This window comes from Mycobacterium sp. Aquia_216 (assembly GCF_026723865.1).
Taxonomy (GTDB): Bacteria; Actinomycetota; Actinomycetes; order Mycobacteriales; family Mycobacteriaceae; genus Mycobacterium.
Map to the genome: position 1 here is coordinate 5,615,676 of NZ_CP113529.1, position 18,474 is coordinate 5,634,149.

Here is an 18,474-nt window from a genome sequence, read left to right on the forward strand (position 1 = left end):
AATCTGCGCTGGTGCGGCAAACCGCTACACTGTCCGCCATGACCGGCGGAGCAACGCCCGAGAAGGTCCGCGTCGTCGTCGGCGATGACCACCCGCTGTTCCGTGAAGGGGTAGTGCGCGCGCTCGCGTTGAGCGGTGAGGTGCACGTCGTCGGCGAAGCGGATGACGGTACGCAGGCACTGGAACTGATCAAGGAGCACCGGCCCGACGTCGCGTTGCTCGACTTCAGGATGCCTGGCATGGACGGCGCGCAAGTGGCCGCGGCGGTGCGCGGCAACGACTTGCCGACCCGCGTGCTGCTGTTGTCGGCTCACGACGAGTCGGCGATCGTGTATCAAGCATTGCAGCAGGGTGCCGCCGGCTTTCTGCTCAAAGACTCGACGCGCACCGAGATCGTCAAAGCCGTGCTCGATTGCGCGAGTGGACGCGACGTGGTGGCACCCTCGCTTGCCGGAGGTCTTGCCGCACAGATTCGGCAGCGCGCAGAACCGAGTGCGCCTGTCCTGTCCGCTCGAGAGCGCGAGGTGCTCAATCGGATTGCTCGCGGTCAGAGCATCCCCGCGATCGCCGCCGAGCTGTTCGTGGCGCCGTCCACGGTCAAAACGCATGTGCAGCGCCTATACGAGAAGCTCGGGGTCAGCGACCGCGCGGCCGCCGTCCACGAGGCCATGCGGCAAGGTCTGCTCAACTAGCGGCCGGCCACACTTCCGGCTCCCGAATCGGCGCCGGCGGTTCTTCGCACAACATTGCCTTCGCGTGGGCCTCTGCCTCGGCGACCAGGTGGCGAGCCCGGCGCTCCAACTCGTAGAGGTGGCCGGCGCTGATACCGGCGCCGATAAGCCGCTGCCGGGCCAGGACCAGGGGATCCACCGAGGAGACACCGTTCGCGCGTTCGGTGACCGCCTGAACCACAACGGGGCCCGCGCCGGCGCCCGCTCGTCGCACCGCTTCAGCAACCGAATCGCGAACCGCCGCAACGTCGTTGCCGTCAACACGCAGCACCGGCATCCCGTGGCTGTCGCCCGCGTGAATGTCGCGACGTGCGTTCTCGACGACGAACACCACCGGAAGCTGCCAAGACATGGCGATGTGAGCGGCCTCGGTGAAGTCCGCGGATTTCGCGTCACGAGTCTCCATGACACATATCGTGACCCTGCCGTCGTCGATCAGTTGCTTGCCGTAGGCGTGTCCCACCGCCAGCAGCGGTGACTGCCGCAAAGAGTCTGAGAGGGAAGACAAACCACGAACAGAAGCTCCGAGTTCCTCGTCGCTGTCGAAGTTGGGGCCGATCAGCGCGGCGATGGCCGGGCCGAGCGGCAACGCGCACCCGATCTGCTGGGCATGCTGCAGATGGACGATGCCGGTGGTCATCAGGTCGCCCGGACGAAGCGCCGCGGCGGTACCGATAGCCACTGCCTCCTGGCCGAACGCGGCCCGTACCGGCTGGTTGAGCAGACCGTCGATGCGCAACTCCTCCACTGCCATGTCGAGCAGGCGCAAGACCCACATTTGCCGGTACAACTCCAGCTCGTCGCGCAACCGCGCCGCAGACAGTTCAGGTGTGCGAGTCATGTTCCGGTCTCTCCTAACTCGTCGTGGATACAAGAGCTAAGTTAGGCCGGTTCAGCTGGGCAAACCTCCGCCGATCGGGCTGCAATCCGGATGAATGCCCGTTCCCCCGATTGGGGGACAAGCGACGATCAATCCCGGCGCTGACCTGCGCGTAACAGCAGCCGCGCGGCCGCCGAATACGGGTCGTCCTGCCCATCGACCACCGCCCGGGCGAGCCCGTCGAGATCCGGCTGGGTCCGCAGCTGGGTCTGTGCCAGGGAAAGGATCTGCGCACGGGCGCGAGCCAGCCGACGCTCCCGGCTGTCGGTGCGGTGATGGTCGTCGATGGCGGCGACGAGGTCCGCGACGCCCTCGCCCCGAGCGGCGATCAGGCTGACGATGGGGGCCTCCGTCTCGGCCCGCAGATCCCGCACGGTCTGTTCGGCACCATCCCGGTCGGCCTTGTTGACCACCACGATGTCGGCAATTTCCAGCACGCCGGCTTTGGCGGCCTGGACCGCGTCGCCCGCCCCGGGGTTGAGGATGACGACAGTGGGGTCGGCGACGGCGGCAATCTCGATCTCGGATTGCCCCACACCCACGGTTTCCAGCAGCACCATGTCGTAACCGATAGCACCCAGCAGTCGGATGGCCGCCGGAACCGCGGCAGCCAGACCGCCGAGATGACCACGGCTGGCCACCGAGCGGATCAATACCTCAGAGTCGTTGATATGCGCGGCCATTCGAATCCGGTCACCCAGCAGGGCGCCACCACTGAACGGCGACGACGGGTCCACCGCCAGCACGGCCACCCGGCTGCCACGCTCCCGGTAGGCACCGACGAGGGCCGCGACCGTGGTCGACTTCCCCGCGCCCGGCGGGCCGGTGATACCGACAACACGAACCGTCAGCGCGGTTGCCGGGCCGATGCTGGCCAGCACCTCGTCGCGCTGCTCCCCCTCGACCAGGCTGAGCAGCCGACCCACCGCGCGTGGAGACCCGTTGCGCGCTCCGGTAATTAGGTCGGCGATGGTCATGGACACATTATGGAGCCGGGACCTCGATGACCGTCGCGGAACCCGAGCGCACGCTGACCGCCACGCGTTGCACAGGTGTTCTCCAATTCAGCCAGCACAGGCGCGGGACTGCGAGAACAACCACGCATTTACGCGAATATTTTTCGCTTAAACAGAAAACATGAGTTGCAGCGAGGGCTGTCGCCCGGGCCGGCGACTAGCATCGCGTGCGATGACTCAGTCGGAGGGGACCATCGCGGTCCCGGGCGGAAATGTGTGGTTCAAGCGCGTCGGCGGCGGCCCGGGCCTTCCCCTCCTGGCCGTGCACGGCGGGCCCGGCGTCCCGCACAACTACTTGCTTTCGCTGGAACGCCTGGCCGACGAACGTGAGGTTGTGTACTGGGATCAGCTTGGCTGTGGAAACTCCGAACGCCCGTCAGACACGAAACTATGGACGGTGCAGCGCTCGATCGCCGAAATGGATGCCGTCATCCAAGCGCTCGACCTGGACCGCTTCCATCTCTTCGGTAATTCGTGGGGCGGAATGCTGGCGCAGCAGTACATTCTCGACGTCCCGTCGACCGCGGTCAGCCTGACCATCTCGAACAGCATCGCGTCCATACCCGCGTTTTCGGGCATGGTGGCCCGGCTCAAAGGCGACTTGGACCCGGCCACTCAATCCGCCATCGACCGTCATCAAGCCGCCGGCACGACACACTCGCCCGAATACCAGGACGCCGTCCGTATCTGGAACGAGACGTATCTCTGCCGTGTTCACCCCTGGCCTGCTGAACTCCAGGACGCATTCGCGCGCATGGGAACCGAGATCTTCGAAACAATGTTCGGCCCCAGCGACTTTCACATCATCGGGACCATTCGCGACTGGGACGTGTTCGACCGGTTGACCGAGATCGCGCTGCCGACCCTCGTCGTCGCGGGCCGCCATGACGAGTGCGCCCCCGAGCACATGCGAGAGATGCACCAGCGCATCAAGGGCTCGCGCTTCGAGTTGTTCGAGTCGAGCTCGCACATGCCGTTCATTGAGGAGCCAGACCGGTTCGACGATGTGCTGCGAGATTTCTTGCGGCACCACGACGACGGCTGAACGACCCGAATCCCAGTAAGCCCGGCCTAACGCCTCCCGTCCGGCGATGCGGATGGCTGGCCGCGACACGCATGCCCGACACGCCGACCGCCCGTCGTCAGGACCGGCCGCATCGGTCGCTACGGTGCTGGCAGACGGTCGGGGTGACCGACACCACACCAGCGACACGGGTTAAAGCGTTGCTGGACCCGCCTCGTGGGGTACGGGTCACTAGACCGACAACATGACTACGGAGGGAGCTCCATCATGAGCGACCGCGACAGTGGACTCGTGGAAGGCATCAAGGGCGTCATCGAGGACGCGATCGGGAAGACCAAAGAGATCGTCGGCATCCTGATCAACAACGAAAGTCTCCGCAAGGAAGGCCGCGCTCAGCAGGACAAGGCGCAGGCACAACGCGACGTGGCCAAGAAAGAGGCACAGGCCGAGACCGCGCGTGGGGCTGAGAAGACCGCCGAGGCTCGCGAGAAGGCCGCAGCGAAGAGTTAGTCACACCCCGTCCAGGAACTGAGCCGCGAAATGCGGCTCAGTTTTTGGCGGCGTTGAACTTGGCGACGTTCGCTCGGAAGTCCTCGGTGAGGAATGACTGGCTTTCGGCCGACAAGGCGTAGTCCAGGCTGGCGAGCACCGCACGCTCCAGATGGATGTTGAGCACCCGCTTGGTGCTCTCGACGGCCTGTTGGGGCAGCTCCAAAATCTTTTTGGCGCAAGCGATTGCCTCCGCTACGGGGTCGGCTGCCACGTGATTGGCCAGTCCGAGTTCAACGGCGCGTTGGGCTTTGATCCGGGTGCCGGTCAATGCGTATTCCTTGGCCAAGAGCAGGCTGATGTGCAGCGGCCAGGTCAGCGGTCCACCATCGGCGGCGACCAATCCCACCTGCACATGTGGATCGGCGAGGTACGCGTCTTCGGCGATGTAGACAATGTCACTCAGCGCGACCAGGCTGCAACCCAGACCGACGGCCGGGCCATTCACGGCCGCTACCACCGGAATTCGGCACCGTGCCATGCCCAGTACGATCTCGCGTCCATCTCGAATGGTCTTGGCCCGCAGGTCGGCGTCGTTCGAGAGTTCTTCGAGATAACCGAAATCGCCGCCGGCCGAAAATGCCCGGCCCGCACCGGTTATCACCGCCGCACGGGCGGTGGGGTCATCCGTCAATCGCTGCCACAGCCGCGCCAGCCCGGAGTGCAGATCATCGTTGACCGAGTTCAGCGAATCCGGCCGGTTCAGGGTGATGATCCGCAGCGCACCGTCGACGCGGACATCGATTTCAGCAGGCATGTCGTACACGTCAGACTCCCAATCCCAAGATTCGTGAAGCGATGATGTTCTTCTGTATCTGTGATGTCCCGCCCATGACGCTCTGTGCGCGGCTGTACAGGTAGGCGCTGAGCAGATCTGGGTCGCGGGTCCCGGCGACCGCCAGTGCGGCGTGCCCCACGGATTGTTCGACCCAGGTCATCAGCAGCTTGTCCAGCGAACCTTCCGACCCGTGCGACACGCCATCCAGCTGCTCGGACAACCGCCGCCGCACGTGATGCGTCAGCATATCCGACTGAACCGCCGCCCACGCCAACTCTTCAGGAACCGGGCCTTCGCGATCAACCCAGTGCGCCAACAGTTGTCGGACGAGCTTGCCGTATCGCGCGGCATAGCCGAGAGTGGAAGGCTCGCGTTCGTGTCCGACGACGGTCATCGCCACCGCCCAGCCGTCGCCGGGAGCGCCGACCATCCGGTCCGCCGGCACCGTGGCGCCGTCGAAGAACACCTGGCCGAATTCGTTGCTGACCCCGTTCATCATCTGCAATGGACGTTGTTGCACGCCAGTCTGTTTCATCGCGATCACGAACGCCGACAGACCCCGGTGTCGCTTGGCGTCGGGATCGGTGCGGGCCAGCAGTAGACACCAGTCGGCCACGTCGGAGTAGCTGGTCCAGATCTTGTGCCCGTGCACGACGTAGTTATCGCCGTCCCGGGTGGCGGTGGTGGTCAGCGACGCTAGATCCGAGCCCGCGTCCGGTTCACTGAAGCCCTGGCACCAGCGCTCGGTGCCGTTGATTATGCCGGGCAGGAAGCGCTTGCGCAGTTCATCACTGCCGTGCGCGCCGATGCCGTAGACCAGGTAGCCGACGCTGGGACGGGGCGGGGCGCCGGCGCGCACCAGCTCCTCGTCGACGATGACGTCGTACACCGGCGCCAGGTCCTGCCCGCCCCAATCGCGTGGCCAGGACAGTCCGAAAAAGCCGTTCTCGTACAGGGCGCGATGCCAGTCGGCCATCCGCGCCCAATACTCGTCGCCCGAGCCGGAGAATTCCTTGGCATGCGCCGAAAGCCACGTACGCAGTCGCTCGCGGAAAGCCGCCTCGTCGGGTGAGTCACGAAAGTCCAAGATCGATCTCCTTCAGCGCGACGGGCCACAGCTCTGTCGATGTCAGGGCGCGGCGCAGGTAGACGTGTGCGATGCACTCCCAGGTGTTGCCGATCCCGCCGTGTACCTGAACCGCGGTCTCGCACACGGTTCTGGTGGCACGCGCGCAGTAGATCTTCGCGATCTGGGCAGCCCGGATGGCGCGCGCCGGCGCGAGTTCGTCGACGCCCCAGGCGGCGTGGCGCAGCACGCTCACCGAGCCTTCAATCACGGCAAGGCTTTCGGCCAACAGGTGGGCGACGGCTTGATACGAGCCGATCTGCTTACCGTACTGTTCGCGAATCTTCGCGTAGTCGCAGGCGACGGCCTGCGCACCCCGGGCGATTCCGACCAGGTCCGCGCACGTGGCAACCAACGCGAGCGCGTACCACCGGGCCGAAGTGTCGTCCGCTAGCTCGCCGAGCGTCTCTGCTGAGCCTCCCAATTCGGCTTCGGCTCTGGTCAAGTCGGCACCGTCGCGCACGGCGCCGAGGTCTGCGGCCAGCACCGTATTGGCGGACAGCGACAAAGCGCGCCGGGCACCGCGCGCGTCGATCGCGCGGTCAGCGAGCGCCACCGTGGTCGGGGTGGCCGCGCCGGCCTCGACACCGATACGGTGTGCCAGGTCATCGGCCAACACCGGGCCGAGAAACGGGGTGTCGACCAACCGGCGCCCGAATTCCTCAGCGACAATGGCGACTTCGACCCCGGAGGCTCCATCGGCGCGCAGTGACCTCCAGCCCGTCGCTGCGATCTGCTTGTCCAGCCGCGCGATTCGGCTGTCGTCGGCGAGGTCGGCTACCGTCGTCGGCCCCAGATCATCGGCCAGCTTCGCGGCGGCATCCCGTAGCTGTTGCTGTTCAGGTGTCAGACGTACATCCATAGCGCTCCTTCAGCACTCGGCGCAGCACCTTGCCCGACGGTAGGCGAGGAATATCAGGCACGAAGACGATGCGGCTCAGATGTTTGTAGGACGCCAGTTTCTCGTCCACCCGGGCGGTGAGGTCGGCGGCGACCGCCTCCGTGTCTCCGGGAGCATGAGTGGCGACCGCGGCAACGACGGCCTCGCCGTTGAGCCCGTCCGGAACCCCGAACACCGCACAGTCTTTGACGGCGGGATGACCGTGCAGCACCGTCTCGATTTCGGCGGGTGCGACTTGAAATCCGCGCACCTTGATCATCTCTTTGAGGCGGTCGGTGATCCGCAGCCAACGGTCGGTGTCGAGCCAGCCGACGTCTCCGGTGCGATACCAACCGTCGCAGATCGCCTCGCCGGTCGCCTCGGCCGGCAGGTAACCGGCCATCAATGTAGTCGACCGCGCCTGGATCTCACCGACCGCGCCCGGACCGACCGGCTGTCCGGTCTGCAGCGAGACGATCCGCAACTGCACCCCCGGCACCGGGCGCCCGACCGTGTCGAGCCGGGCACCGTCGAGCGGATTGCACGCGATGACAGGTAGTTCAGTGGTTCCGTAGGCCGGAAGCCATCCCACGCCGGTGCGCCGCGTGACGGTCTCGGCGACGCCGGCACTGACCGGTGTTGCGCCCCACATGATGAAGCGCAGTGACGACAAGTCGTATGACTCGAGCCTTGGGTGCGAGGCGATGGCCAGAGCGATGGGCGCCACCGCCATTTCGATTGTGATGCGGTCTTTTTCGATGTGATGCAGTATCCGGTCGACATCGAAACGGGGATGCAGCCGCAGCCAGGCGCCGGTACGCAGCGCGGTGATGATGTTGAGCAGACCAAGGATGTGCGACGGTGGTGTGGCGACCTGTATTCGATCCTGCCGGGTGAGTTGCAACGCGTCGCGCCAGTGGCGGACCGCGTCGGCCAATGCGGTGTGGGTGTGCCGGACGGCCTTCGGTAAACCGGTGGTGCCCGAACTGAAAACCAGCACCGCGTCGGCGCGCGGTGGCCCCGCCAGCGCTATGGGCTCCGCGGGGGCGACCGGTTCATCCAGGTGCAGCATCGGCATCAGCCCGGCCAGCACCGGATGGTCCCCGACCGCATGGCTTGGATTGGTCAGCGCCAGCGCGTGGTCGACCTCGTCGTGCTTCCATGCGGGACTGATGAGTACCGCCGTAGCCCCCAACCGCCAGATCCCCAGCAGGACGGCGACGAACTCCGGCCGGTTGGATGACATGACGGCTACCCGCTGGCCCGCGGCGACACCGTTTCTGGCCAGCGCCGCAGCCAAACTGTTGGCCAGCATGTCGAGCTGGGGCAGGCTGAAGTGCCGTTCCTCGAACACGAGCGCGGCCGGCTCGGTCACGTCCTGTCCTTCCCCGCAGGCCACGCTGACCCGACATCGGTGCACTAGAGAAGATGCTATCGCTTAGCGAGAATAGTATTCTCTATACTGAAGAACGCAAGTACGGGTGGGGCGGCCACGGTGCGTTTCAGCGTGCGGCGCTCACGGCGACGACCGAGGAGACTCCAAGGGTGGCAGATCCCACATCGAATGGTGCCGAGCCCGGCACGGTGACGATCTACCTGGAACGCAAGAAGGCGACGGTGTCGCTGGTTGCGGGCGAGACACTCCTGGAAAGCGCACGGCGGGCCGGCCTGGATCCCCCGTTCAACTGTGAGGCCGGCAACTGCGGCACGTGCATGGCCCGGCTCGAGCACGGCCACGCGACCATGCGGATCAACGACGCACTCGACGACGACGAAGTGGCCGACGGCTACATTTTGACGTGCCAGGGCGTACCCGATACGGATTCGGTCACCGTGCGCTACGAGTAGTCACAGAGAGGTGACAGCGATGGCCAAGGGCATCATCCTCGTTGAGAGTCGACCCAGTTCGCCCGAACGCGAGCAGGAGTACAACACCTGGTACGACGAGGTGCATCTGCGCGAACTCGTGGCTCTCGACGGATTCGTCTCCGCGCGGCGGCTGCGTCCGGTAAACGGTGACGGCCCCTATGTCGCCATCTACGAGATCGAGGGTGACGACCTGCAGGCCATCCTGGACAACATGATCGCCAACGCCGGCCAATTAACCATGTCCGATGCGCTGCTGCTGGATCCCGCGCCGATCCCGCGCCTGCTGGCGACGACCACCGAGCGCGACGGCTAGCCGAATTCGGCTGCACCGCTTAATGAGAGAGGAAAGCCCGATGGATGCCGATGACCTGATCCTGGTGAGCATTGACGACCACGTGGTCGAGCCGCCGGACATGTTTCTTCGCCACGTGCCCGCCAAGTACAAGGCCGAGGCCCCGATCGTCGTGGTGGACGACAAGGGCGTGGACCAATGGATGTACCAGGGCAGGCCGCAGGGCGTGAGCGGACTGAACGCCGTGGTGTCGTGGCCCGCGGAGGAATGGGGCCGCGATCCAGCTGGTTTCGCCGAAATGCGTCCCGGTGTCTACGACGTACACGAACGCGTGCGGGACATGAACCGCAACGGCATCCTCGCGTCGATGTGCTTCCCGACGTTCACCGGATTCTCGGCCCGCCACCTCAACATGACGCGCGAAGACGTCACCCTGGTGATGGTGTCGGCGTACAACGACTGGCACATCGACGAATGGGCCGGGTCCTACCCGGACCGCTTCATCCCGATCGCAATCCTCCCGACGTGGACCCCGGAGGGAATGTGCGCCGAGATCCGCCGTGTCGCCGCCAAGGGCTGCCGCGCAGTGACGATGCCGGAACTGCCTCACCTGGAAGGACTTCCGAGCTATCACGACGAGGATTACTGGGGTCCGGTGTTCGGCACGCTGTCCGAGCAGAACGTGGTGATGTGTCTGCACATCGGCACCGGATTCGGGGCGATCAGCATGGCCCCCAACGCGCCGATCGACAACATGATCATTCTGGCCACCCAGGTTTCGGCGATGTGCGCGCAGGATCTGCTGTGGGGCCCCGCGATGCGCAACTACCCCGACCTGAAATTCGCCTTCTCCGAGGGGGGCATCGGCTGGATCCCGTTCTACCTCGACCGCAGCGACCGCCACTACACCAACCAGAAGTGGCTGCGCCGCGACTTCGGCGACAAGCTGCCCAGCGACGTGTTCCGCGAACACTCGCTGGCCTGCTACGTCACCGACAAGACTTCGTTGAAGCTGCGTCACGAAATCGGCATCGACATCATCGCCTGGGAGTGCGATTATCCGCACTCGGACTGCTTCTGGCCCGATGCGCCCGAGCAGGTGCTGGCCGAGCTCAACGCCGCCGGAGCCGACGACTCGGACATCAACAAGATCACCTGGGCCAACGCCTGCCGGTTCTTCGGCTGGGATCCGTTCGCCCGCACCCCCCGCGAGCACGCGAACGTTAAAACTCTGCGCGCCAAAGCGATTGACGTAGACGTAGCTATCCGGCCGCGCGCCGAATGGGCACGGCGCTACGAGGAGAAGCAAGCTGCCGTCGCGCGGTAGGGCCTCGAACGTGCGACCAGCTTCACGCTCGGGTTCGAACGCGCGGCTGGCCGCACGTTGGGCCAGTCGCTATACCTCGGGGAGTTGAGGTGGCGGCCGATAGTCGGGCTGATACCCGGAGACGTGGATCGGACTGCCGACGAGGCGGAATTCTCCCGCCGTGACAACCACTTCCGGGGTCGCTCTGAGGGCTTCGGGCAGCGTGCGCACCGCCGCGGCGGGCACTCCCAGGGGGCGCAGCCGGCACTCCCAGCTCGCGGCGCTGTCGGTCGCCAGCATCGCGGTGACGACGGCGAGCACCTCGTCGCGGCGGGCCACCCGTTCGGCCATGGTATCGAAGCCGCCGATACCCGCCTCGGCGGCAAAGGACTTCCAGAATCCGTCGTGGGTGATGAACAAGGCCAAGTATCCGTCAGCCGTCGGAAAGAGCTGGGCCGGCACATAGTACGAGTGCGCGCCATTCGGACGGCGCTGCGGCTCGACGCCGTTGTTGAGGTAGGCCGACGCATGGTAGTTCAGTTGCGACAGCATGACGTCGCGCAGCGAAACATCGACTTGCCCACCGGTGCCGGAGACGATCATGGCCAAAAGACCAAGCGCTGCAGCCATTCCGGTGGAATTGTCGGCTGACGAGTAACCCGGCAGCGTCGGTGGGCCATCCGGATCGCCGGTGAGTGCGGCGATACCGAATCCCGCCTGAACTACGTAGTCGAAGGCCGGATCGTCGCCGCCGTGCAGGCCGAATCCGGTGATCGCGACGCAGACGATCCGTTCGTTGTGCCGTCGCAACTGGTCATAGGTGAGGCCCAGCCGACGGATGGCCGACGGTTTCAGATTCACCAGAAGCGCGTGGGATTCCGACACCAGTTCACCCAGGTGTTGCCGGCCCGCATCGGAATTCAGGTCCAAGCAGATGCTGGACTTGTTTCGGTTCAGGCTGGCGAAATAGGTGGGGCCGACACCGCGCGAGATTTCACCGCCGCGGGGTTCGATCTTGGTGACCTCGGCACCGAGGTCGGCGAGCAGCATGGTGGCATACGGGCCGGCGAGCATGGTCCCGACTTCCAGAATGCGTATTCCGTCGAGCGGACCGGCGGAAGTCACCGCAGTTCCGTTGCGAGAGCCGCGATCATCTCCCGGGTGCGCTGCTTGGACGCGATGAGCTCGTCGCGGTTGTCACCGATCGGCAGCAGGCGCACCGATAGGTCGGTGACCCCTGCGTCGGCGAATAGGCGCATGCGCGACAGGATCGCCTTCTCGTCGCCGGCCGCGCACAGGTCGCCGACATCGCGGGCGTCACCGCGGTCGAGCAGGCGCTGGTAGTTCGGCGACACCTCGGCCTCGCCCAGGATGCGGTTGGCGCGCCCTTTGGCCTCGTCGACTTGGGCAGGTGCGCAAAGGCATACCGGGATACCCGCGACGATCCGCGGTGCCGGGCGCCCGGCATCTGCGGCGGCCTTGGTGATCTTCGGGGCGATGTGATCGCCGATCGCTCGCTCGTCGGCCATCCACAACACCGTGCCGTCGGCCAGCTCACCCGCCAACTGGAGCATCACCGGCCCCAGGGCCGCGACGAGCACCGGCATCGGGGTATCGGCGCCGATCGCCGTCGGATTGTGCACCGTGAACGAATCATTCTCGACGTCAACCGGTCCCGGGCCGGCAACAGCGGCGTTGAGGACCTGCAAGTAGTCGCGGGTGTAGGCGGCCGGCTTCTCGTACGGCAACCCGAGCATGTCCCGAATGATCCAGTGGTGCGACGGCCCGATACCCAGCGCCAACCGCCCACCGGCTACCGCGTGCGTCGAGAGTGCTTGACGGGCAAGAGCAATCGGATGCTGAGCCTGCAGCGGTACGACCGCGGTGCCCAGCTCGATGCGTGAGGTGTGCGCGGCCATCAACGACACCATGGTCAGGCAGTCGAAGTCGTTGGGCACCTGCGGCATCCACGCGGTGTCCAATCCCGCGGATTCGGCCCATTCGATATCGGAAGCCAACTTGGCGACCTTGCGGGCCATATCGCCCCGCTCGGCACCGATCATTACTCCGACGCGCACGATTCCTCCACAGCGGGTTCCTTCGGTTCAATGTCCGCCGTGCCGGTCAGTGCGCGGATCTCGCGGACCAGCGTGTCGAGCGGTGTCCCGGTAGGGAATACCGCAGCGGCACCGGCGGATAGCAGTTTGGGCACGTCGGCGTGCGGGATCGTCCCGCCGACGACGACGGCGATGTCCGCGGCGTCGGCGCCGCGCAGCGCTTCGACGGTGCGGGCGGTGAGCGCCAGATGCGCACCGGACAGGATGCTCAGGCCCACCACGGCGACGTCTTCCTGGACCGCGATCGACGCGATGTCTTCGATGCGCTGGCGGATGCCCGTGTAGATGACCTCGAAGCCCGCGTCGCGCAAGGTACGGGCAACGATCTTGGCGCCGCGATCATGCCCGTCGAGGCCGGGTTTCGCGACCAGAATTCTCACCGTCATCTAGAACACCACCGGTTGCTGGAATTCGCCCCACACCACTTTGAGCGCGGAGACCATTTCGCCGACCGTGCAATACGCGTTGGCACAGTCAATGAGCATGTGCATCAGATTGTCGGTTCCCTCGGCGGCACGCGACAATGCCGTCAGACTCGATTCGACTGCCGTTGAATCTCTTTCGGCCTTGACCTTGGAGAGCCGCTTGAGCTGCAGGTCCCGTCCCTCGGCGTCGAGCTCGTAGGTGACGACGTCGTGATCCGGTTCCTCGGTCACGAACCGGTTCACGCCGACGACCGGACGGGTGCCCGCCTCGACGTCCTGATGCATGTTGAAGGCTTCGTCGGCGATCAGGCCTTGCAGGTAACCGTCCTCGATGGCGTGCACCATTCCGCCGTGCCGCTCGAGGTCGGACATGATCTCGATGATGCGTTCCTCGGTGGCATCGGTCAGCGCCTCGACGAAGTAGGAGCCGCCCAGCGGGTCGGCGACGCTGGCCACGCCCGTTTCATGCGCCAGGATCTGCTGGGTGCGCAGCGCCAGTGTCGTGGTTTCCTCGGTGGGCAGCGCGAACGGCTCGTCCCAGGCCGCGGTGAACATCGACTGCACACCACCCAGCACGGCGGCCATCGCCTCGTAGGCCACCCGGACGATGTTGTTGTGGGCCTGCGGCGCGTACAGCGACGCGCCACCACAGACGCAACCGAAGCGGAACATCGCCGCCTTGGCCGTTGTCGCCCCGTAGCGCTCCCGCACGATGGTCGCCCAACGCCGCCGCCCCGCACGGTATTTGGCGATCTCCTCGAAGAAGTCCCCGTGGGTGTAGAAGAAGAACGAGATCTGCGGCGCGAACTGGTCGATCGTCATCCGGCCACGTTCCACCACGGTGTCGCAATACGTGACACCGTCGGCCAGGGTAAACGCCATCTCCTGCACCGCGTTGGCCCCGGCATCGCGGAAATGCGCCCCGGCCACCGAAATCGCGTTGAACTTCGGCACCTCCGCCGCGCAGAACTCGATGGTGTCGGCGATCAACCGCAGCGACGGCTCCGGCGGCCAGATCCAGGTACCGCGCGAGGCGTACTCCTTGAGGATGTCGTTTTGGATGGTCCCGGTGAGCTTCGCCCGGGGTATCCCCTTTTTCTCGGCGGCCGCGACGTAGAACGCCAGCAGGATCGCCGCCGTTCCGTTGATCGTCATGCTCGTGCTGAGCTTGTCCAACGGAATGCCGTCGAACAAGATCTCGAAGTCGGCCAGGGTGTCCACCGCGACGCCGACCCGGCCGACCTCCTCGCCGAATTCAGGGTCGTCGGAGTCGTATCCGCACTGGGTGGGCAGGTCGAGCGCCACCGACAGCCCGGTGCCGCCTTGATCGAGCAGGTAACGATAACGGCGATTGGATTCCTCGGCAGTGCCGAATCCGGAGTACTGCCGAAACGTCCAGAGCTTGCCGCGGTAGCCGGACGCGAAGTTACCCCGGGTGAAGGGGAACTCACCCGGCTGCGGTGGCTCCGCGCCGACATCCGCGGGCCCGTAGACGGGCCGCAGCGGGATACCGGACGGAGTGTGGGCCGTATTATCCATCGGTGAATAACGTACTTGCAAAAAAAGAGAATGCCAATACCACACGGTTGACCAGGCCAAACACCGGGAACGGTGCATACCGCTGCCGCCGAGGTCGAGGCCGCCGGCGGCAAGGCGCTCGCCGTCGTCGGCGACGTGCGCCGCGAGGAGGGCGAGCAGCGGGTGGTCGACGCGGCGGTTCCTGACTGCTCGCCGGAGCATGAACTGCTATGCGCGGCAGATGATTTCGCCGTGCGGAATCGCTAGCCAACCGTCCGGGGCCGCGGCCCACGATCGCCATGCCGCGGAAATCTCCTCGAGCTGTGCCGTAGTTGCCAGGCCAAACCGCAGAATGTCGCGGGCGATGCCGGAATGCAGGATTCGGTCGGCCCACATTCCGCCCCACCATTCGCGGGTCTCGGGAGTGGCATAGCACCACAGGCTTCCCGTGGGTGTGACGTCGTCGAAGCCCGCTTCCAGCGCCCACGACAACAACTGCCGGCCGGCGTCGGGCTCGCCGCCATTGGCGCGGGCGGCCTGTTGGTAGACATCGCGCCAAAAGTCGAGTGCCGCAAGGCGTGGGAACCAGACGAATCCGGTGTAGTCGGCGTCGCGAGCCGCCACGATTCCGCCGGGGACGCACACCCTGCGCATCTCGCGCAGCGCCCACACCGGGTCCGCGACGTGCTGCAGCACCTGGTGGGCGTGCACGACATCGAATGTGCCGTCGGGAATCTCGAGCCGATCCACGTCGGCGGTGGCGAACGAGACATTGGACAGCTCGCGCCGCTGCGCCTCCGCGCGGGCCTGGTCGAGGACATCGGCGAATTGGTCGATGGCCGTGACCGATCCGGGCGCAACCCTGGCGGCGAGGTCGGCGGTGATCGTTCCGGGACCACATCCGACGTCAAGCAGCGACAGTCCCGGCTTCAGGTACGACAGCAGGTAGCCCGCGGAGTCTTCCGCGGTGCGCCGCTGATGACTGCGCAGCACCGACTCGTGATGTCCGTGCGTGTAGCTGGCTCGGCGTTCGTCGTTCATGTCGCCGAGCCTACCGACGGCCAGCCACATTATGAAACCAACATCTCACTATATGGATTAGTTAATCGACCGGGACATTGAGAATCGGACGGCCGACGCCGGCGCCGGGTCCGTCGAAGTGCCACCACTCCCCGGAGTACGGAGACAATCCGCCGTACTTCATCGCGTCCCGCAGCAGGGCCCGGTGCGCCTGCGCGTCGGCACTGACCCCCTGAGTTGCGAATGCCGTTGCGCGCGGCGAGAAATCGTCGAAGCCGGTGCCCATGTCGGCCAGGCAAAGGCCGCCCGCGTGACGTTCGGGCGGGCACTGTGGTTCCACGCTGGTGAATGTCACGTCCACCGAACGCCCCGATTCGTGGCTGTGCGCATAGGGACCCGGCCGTGCCACCCACGCCGGATTGGGGACGACGCTGAACATCCTCACCTGAACGTCATGGGGCCGATAGCAATCCCAGAACACCAGCAAGTGCCCCTGCGGGCGCAGCGCGGACGCGGCACTCGCGAGGCCCTGCGACATGGATTGGTGGACCAGGCATCGCGCGTCGGAGGGATACAACTGCGTGCCGGTGAAGTTGTTCGTCGTCGCGTAGCGCAGGTCGATGATGGCGTCGGGAACGACACTGCGCACGTCGATGAACCCGGCCGCGTGCGCCGCGTCGCTGACCGGCGGGACATCGGGACTCGCCTGCGCGACAGCGGCCCGCGACACCGCGACGGCTACCGCCAACGAGAGGACCAGCCGCACACGATGCATCCAGCCATTGTCCGGGCTGTTCGTCGATTAACCCGGTAAGCCGACGGCCGAGAATACGCCGTCGGGGTCGAAGTGCCGCTTGGCGGCACACAGGCGCTCGGCATTGCTTCCGTATGCGTGCGCGATCTGCTCGCGTGCGCCCGGCCCCAGCATGTTGGGGTAGCCGCCGGGAAGGGCGTGCGGTGCCAAATCGGCATCGACGCGATCCGCCCAGCCAATGTGCGCGGTTGGGTCTTCCTCGGGCTCCCACGCCGCCACGATCTCGATCATGCGGTGCGGCGCGCGCAGGCCGAACGCGGTGTCCGCGACGGGAACCCGAGTGGCAGCGCCGTGAAAGTGGTGCACGGAGATCATTGAGTTTCTTGATGGTTGACGCAGGCCCGCCTCAACCAAAGCGGCGACGACTTCGGGTGTGAAGCGGGTGACGTTGCGGGACCGGGCGGCGCAATGACGTCCGTCGACGACGAACGCGTCGAATTGGCGCAGCAACTCGACGTAACTGGCCGGCGCGACCTGCGCCATCAGCGGCGTGCTCAGCGCTTGCAGTGACTCGAGGACCCGTTGACCGTCCGACAAGTCGCCACACCAGACCGGCGAGAGAAACACCGTCGGGCTCCCGTCAGGGCCGGGCAGCATTCCGGTCTGCACCGTAAGCTCGTCCGGTGCGTCGACGAGAATTCCGTCCAGTTGCTCCCACACCCGGTCGGCGTCGGACCAGGGATATGCGATGAGCCCCCCGAGAACAGTGGACACTGGGTGCAACTGCACGCTCAGCGCGGTGACGACGCCGAAATTGCCGCCGCCACCGCGCAGCGCCCAATACAGCTCGGGTTCCTCTGAAACCGTGGCCGTGACCAAACGGCCGTTGGCGATCACCACCTCGACGCCGAGCACGTTGTCCAGCGCCAGGCCGTAACGCCCCAGCAACGGCCCATAACCACCGCCCAGGGTCAACCCGGTCATGCCGACCCCGCCAACGGTGCCCGCGGCCGCGGTCAGGCCGTGAGCGTGCGCCGCACCGATCACACCGCCGGCGGTGGCACCCCCCTGCACGGTGGCGACCCGGTGCTGCGGGTCCACGATCACGTGCGTCATGGCGGACAGGTCGATGACCAGGCCGCCGTGACGTAGCGCCCGACCCGCCCAATCGTGCCCGCCGCCCCGTACCGACAACGGCAGATCGTGTTCACGTGCCGCAACCACCGCGGCCTGGACCTCGGCCCGGGTGTGTGGACGCACGATCAACGCCGGTGCGCGATCGATGGCGCCGTTCCAGACTCGGCAGCTCTGTTCGTAGGCACGACCGGCCAGAATGCGCCCGGCGGGGAGCCGGCGATCGAGTTCTGCTGCGACGGCGGCCGCCGAAGCGGTCGACGGGCATGTGGACATGATTATTCCTTTGCTCAGCCGGCTCACGGATTAGAGCTCCACTCAAACGATCAGAGCCATGCTCTGATTTGCCAGAGTAGTGCTACGCTCACTGGAGTGCAACTCCAATGAGGGGTGGGTGGGACGTGACCGATCACGATGCCGCGGCGACGCCGAGCCGGATCACCGGCCGACGGGCGGAGTACGCGCAGGCAACCCGACAAGCCGCGGTCGACGCCGCGCGCCGCCTGTTCCGCGACAAGGGTTACTTCGCGACCACCGTCAACGAAATCGCGTCCGAGGCAAGGGTTTCACCCGCTACCGTGTACGCCGTCAACGGCGGCAAGCAGGGTCTGCTGCGCACACTGATCGACGTATGGTCGGCAGCACCCGTGGTCGCTGTGGCCGTCGAACGCATCGAGAGCCTCGACGACCCCGGGGAGATCCTGCGGTACACGACGGCGACTGTGCGTGGGATGCGAGAAGACTACGGCGACATCATGCGCGTCGTCATCGCCGCAGCCCCGCACGAGGCGACCGCGGCCGAGGGTCTCGCGCTCGCCACCGCCCGTTACCGGGCCGGGCACGGTGTCGCCGCGCGCCGCCTCGCAGAGCTGAATGCCTTGCGCGGCGACATGAGTGCCGATGCGGCGCTTGACGTCCTGTGGTTCTACCTCGGCTACGCCGGGTTTTTCACCCTCGTCGACGACAACGGGTGGAGCTACGCCAAGGCCGAAGAATGGCTGCGGGACGCGGTCAGCCACGCGCTGCTGAAACCTCGCGACACCTGAGATCGCCGC

At 66.0% G+C, this 18,474-nt stretch carries 20 protein-coding genes and 1 pseudogene; 8 read left to right on the forward strand and 13 right to left on the reverse strand.

What is annotated here, in order from left to right:
• Nucleotides 1-38 precede the first annotated feature (38 nt).
• Nucleotides 39-692, forward strand: a complete 654-nt coding sequence (locus OK015_RS26255) for a response regulator (protein ID WP_268127562.1) — start codon at nt 39-41, stop codon at nt 690-692.
• Here OK015_RS26255 and OK015_RS26260 read toward each other — a convergent pair.
• A complete protein-coding gene (locus OK015_RS26260) occupies nt 685-1,572 on the reverse strand; it encodes a thiamine pyrophosphate-dependent enzyme (protein ID WP_268127563.1) in 888 nt (295 codons plus the stop codon). The genes OK015_RS26255 and OK015_RS26260 overlap by 8 nt on opposite strands.
• Nucleotides 1,573-1,700: 128 nt before the next feature.
• A complete protein-coding gene (gene meaB / locus OK015_RS26265; protein ID WP_268127566.1) occupies nt 1,701-2,588 on the reverse strand; it encodes a methylmalonyl Co-A mutase-associated GTPase MeaB in 888 nt (295 codons plus the stop codon).
• A gap of 211 nt (nt 2,589-2,799) precedes the next feature.
• Here meaB and OK015_RS26270 point away from each other — a divergent pair, with 211 nt between their 5' ends.
• Nucleotides 2,800-3,672 carry a proline iminopeptidase-family hydrolase gene (locus OK015_RS26270; RefSeq protein ID WP_268127567.1) on the forward strand — a complete coding sequence of 291 codons (873 nt, stop codon included), beginning with the start codon at nt 2,800-2,802 and terminating at the stop codon, nt 3,670-3,672.
• A gap of 246 nt (nt 3,673-3,918) precedes the next feature.
• The gene (mbp1, locus tag OK015_RS26275) at nt 3,919-4,161 is read left to right on the forward strand and encodes a microaggregate-binding protein 1 (protein ID WP_268127569.1); all 243 of its coding nucleotides are present in this window, start codon (nt 3,919-3,921) and stop codon (nt 4,159-4,161) included.
• 37 nt (nt 4,162-4,198) lie between these two features.
• Here the strand turns inward: mbp1 and OK015_RS26280 are convergent, their stop codons facing one another.
• From OK015_RS26280 to OK015_RS26295, 4 genes are read right to left on the reverse strand one after another with little or no spacing between them, the layout of a single operon-like run.
• On the reverse strand, nt 4,199-4,966 hold the full coding sequence (locus OK015_RS26280; RefSeq protein ID WP_268127571.1) for an enoyl-CoA hydratase/isomerase family protein: 768 nt from the start codon (nt 4,964-4,966) through the stop codon (nt 4,199-4,201).
• A gap of 1 nt (nt 4,967) precedes the next feature.
• Nucleotides 4,968-6,065 (reverse strand): acyl-CoA dehydrogenase family protein, encoded by a 1,098-nt coding sequence (locus OK015_RS26285; protein ID WP_268127574.1) that lies wholly within the window; start codon nt 6,063-6,065, stop codon nt 4,968-4,970.
• Nucleotides 6,052-6,966 (reverse strand): acyl-CoA dehydrogenase family protein, encoded by a 915-nt coding sequence (locus OK015_RS26290; protein WP_268127576.1) that lies wholly within the window; start codon nt 6,964-6,966, stop codon nt 6,052-6,054. Before OK015_RS26290 ends, OK015_RS26285 begins: the two co-directional genes overlap by 14 nt.
• Complete coding sequence (locus OK015_RS26295; protein ID WP_268127579.1) at nt 6,944-8,359, reverse strand: class I adenylate-forming enzyme family protein; 1,416 nt, start codon at nt 8,357-8,359, stop codon at nt 6,944-6,946. Before OK015_RS26295 ends, OK015_RS26290 begins: the two co-directional genes overlap by 23 nt.
• Before the next feature lie 170 nt (nt 8,360-8,529).
• Here OK015_RS26295 and OK015_RS26300 point away from each other — a divergent pair, with 170 nt between their 5' ends.
• Genes OK015_RS26300 through OK015_RS26310 form a run of 3 tightly spaced genes read left to right on the forward strand, consistent with a single transcriptional unit; the run spans nt 8,530 to nt 10,472 of the window.
• Nucleotides 8,530-8,832 carry a 2Fe-2S iron-sulfur cluster-binding protein gene (locus OK015_RS26300; RefSeq protein WP_268127581.1) on the forward strand — a complete coding sequence of 101 codons (303 nt, stop codon included), beginning with the start codon at nt 8,530-8,532 and terminating at the stop codon, nt 8,830-8,832.
• A gap of 19 nt (nt 8,833-8,851) precedes the next feature.
• The gene (locus OK015_RS26305; protein WP_268127584.1) at nt 8,852-9,166 is read left to right on the forward strand and encodes a DUF4286 family protein; all 315 of its coding nucleotides are present in this window, start codon (nt 8,852-8,854) and stop codon (nt 9,164-9,166) included.
• A gap of 40 nt (nt 9,167-9,206) precedes the next feature.
• On the forward strand, nt 9,207-10,472 hold the full coding sequence (locus OK015_RS26310) for an amidohydrolase family protein (protein WP_268127585.1): 1,266 nt from the start codon (nt 9,207-9,209) through the stop codon (nt 10,470-10,472).
• A 69-nt stretch (nt 10,473-10,541) separates the two neighbouring features.
• Here OK015_RS26310 and OK015_RS26315 read toward each other — a convergent pair whose 3' ends face one another.
• From OK015_RS26315 to OK015_RS26330, 4 genes are read right to left on the reverse strand one after another with little or no spacing between them, the layout of a single operon-like run.
• Nucleotides 10,542-11,525, reverse strand: a complete 984-nt coding sequence (locus OK015_RS26315) for a CaiB/BaiF CoA transferase family protein (protein WP_268133128.1) — start codon at nt 11,523-11,525, stop codon at nt 10,542-10,544.
• 47 nt (nt 11,526-11,572) lie between these two features.
• Nucleotides 11,573-12,529 (reverse strand): LLM class F420-dependent oxidoreductase, encoded by a 957-nt coding sequence (locus OK015_RS26320; RefSeq protein WP_268127587.1) that lies wholly within the window; start codon nt 12,527-12,529, stop codon nt 11,573-11,575.
• On the reverse strand, nt 12,514-12,954 hold the full coding sequence (locus tag OK015_RS26325) for a cobalamin B12-binding domain-containing protein (protein ID WP_268127589.1): 441 nt from the start codon (nt 12,952-12,954) through the stop codon (nt 12,514-12,516). The genes OK015_RS26320 and OK015_RS26325 overlap by 16 nt, the downstream gene beginning before the upstream one ends.
• Nucleotides 12,955-14,532 (reverse strand): methylmalonyl-CoA mutase family protein, encoded by a 1,578-nt coding sequence (locus tag OK015_RS26330; protein ID WP_268127592.1) that lies wholly within the window; start codon nt 14,530-14,532, stop codon nt 12,955-12,957.
• 63 nt (nt 14,533-14,595) lie between these two features.
• On the opposite strand from OK015_RS26330, the pseudogene OK015_RS26335 reads away from it, so the two are divergent.
• Nucleotides 14,596-14,712: pseudogene (locus OK015_RS26335) on the forward strand (SDR family oxidoreductase); the annotation flags it as partial.
• Nucleotides 14,713-14,739: 27 nt separating this feature from the next.
• Here the strand turns inward: OK015_RS26335 and OK015_RS26340 are convergent.
• The 3 genes from OK015_RS26340 to OK015_RS26350 all read right to left on the reverse strand — a co-directional run bounded on the left by OK015_RS26340 (nt 14,740) and on the right by OK015_RS26350 (nt 17,695).
• Nucleotides 14,740-15,552 carry a class I SAM-dependent methyltransferase gene (locus tag OK015_RS26340; protein WP_268127594.1) on the reverse strand — a complete coding sequence of 271 codons (813 nt, stop codon included), beginning with the start codon at nt 15,550-15,552 and terminating at the stop codon, nt 14,740-14,742.
• A gap of 61 nt (nt 15,553-15,613) precedes the next feature.
• Nucleotides 15,614-16,306: a M15 family metallopeptidase gene (locus OK015_RS26345; protein ID WP_268127596.1), complete on the reverse strand. Its 693-nt coding sequence runs from the start codon at nt 16,304-16,306 to the stop codon at nt 15,614-15,616.
• Nucleotides 16,307-16,333: 27 nt separating this feature from the next.
• On the reverse strand, nt 16,334-17,695 hold the full coding sequence (locus tag OK015_RS26350) for an FAD-binding oxidoreductase (RefSeq protein ID WP_268127597.1): 1,362 nt from the start codon (nt 17,693-17,695) through the stop codon (nt 16,334-16,336).
• 125 nt (nt 17,696-17,820) lie between these two features.
• Between OK015_RS26350 and OK015_RS26355 the strand changes: the two genes are divergently transcribed.
• Nucleotides 17,821-18,465, forward strand: a complete 645-nt coding sequence (locus OK015_RS26355; RefSeq protein WP_268127599.1) for a TetR/AcrR family transcriptional regulator — start codon at nt 17,821-17,823, stop codon at nt 18,463-18,465.
• The last annotated feature ends 9 nt before the right edge of the window (nt 18,466-18,474 follow it).

Bases quoted from the DNA above. Each gene is read 5' to 3' on its own strand.
- OK015_RS26255 (WP_268127562.1), top strand. From the start codon at position 39: ATGACCGGCGGAGCAACGCCCGAGAAGGTCCGCGTCGTCGTCGGCGAT.
- OK015_RS26260 (WP_268127563.1), bottom strand. From the start codon at position 1,572: ATGACTCGCACACCTGAACTGTCTGCGGCGCGGTTGCGCGACGAGCTG.
- meaB (WP_268127566.1), bottom strand. From the start codon at position 2,588: ATGACCATCGCCGACCTAATTACCGGAGCGCGCAACGGGTCTCCACGC.
- OK015_RS26270 (WP_268127567.1), top strand. From the start codon at position 2,800: ATGACTCAGTCGGAGGGGACCATCGCGGTCCCGGGCGGAAATGTGTGG.
- mbp1 (WP_268127569.1), top strand. From the start codon at position 3,919: ATGAGCGACCGCGACAGTGGACTCGTGGAAGGCATCAAGGGCGTCATC.
- OK015_RS26290 (WP_268127576.1), bottom strand. From the start codon at position 6,966: ATGGATGTACGTCTGACACCTGAACAGCAACAGCTACGGGATGCCGCC.
- OK015_RS26305 (WP_268127584.1), top strand. From the start codon at position 8,852: ATGGCCAAGGGCATCATCCTCGTTGAGAGTCGACCCAGTTCGCCCGAA.
- OK015_RS26310 (WP_268127585.1), top strand. From the start codon at position 9,207: ATGGATGCCGATGACCTGATCCTGGTGAGCATTGACGACCACGTGGTC.
- OK015_RS26315 (WP_268133128.1), bottom strand. From the start codon at position 11,525: ATGCTCGCCGGCCCGTATGCCACCATGCTGCTCGCCGACCTCGGTGCC.
- OK015_RS26325 (WP_268127589.1), bottom strand. From the start codon at position 12,954: ATGACGGTGAGAATTCTGGTCGCGAAACCCGGCCTCGACGGGCATGAT.
- OK015_RS26330 (WP_268127592.1), bottom strand. From the start codon at position 14,532: ATGGATAATACGGCCCACACTCCGTCCGGTATCCCGCTGCGGCCCGTC.
- OK015_RS26340 (WP_268127594.1), bottom strand. From the start codon at position 15,552: ATGAACGACGAACGCCGAGCCAGCTACACGCACGGACATCACGAGTCG.
- OK015_RS26345 (WP_268127596.1), bottom strand. From the start codon at position 16,306: ATGCATCGTGTGCGGCTGGTCCTCTCGTTGGCGGTAGCCGTCGCGGTG.
- OK015_RS26350 (WP_268127597.1), bottom strand. From the start codon at position 17,695: ATGTCCACATGCCCGTCGACCGCTTCGGCGGCCGCCGTCGCAGCAGAA.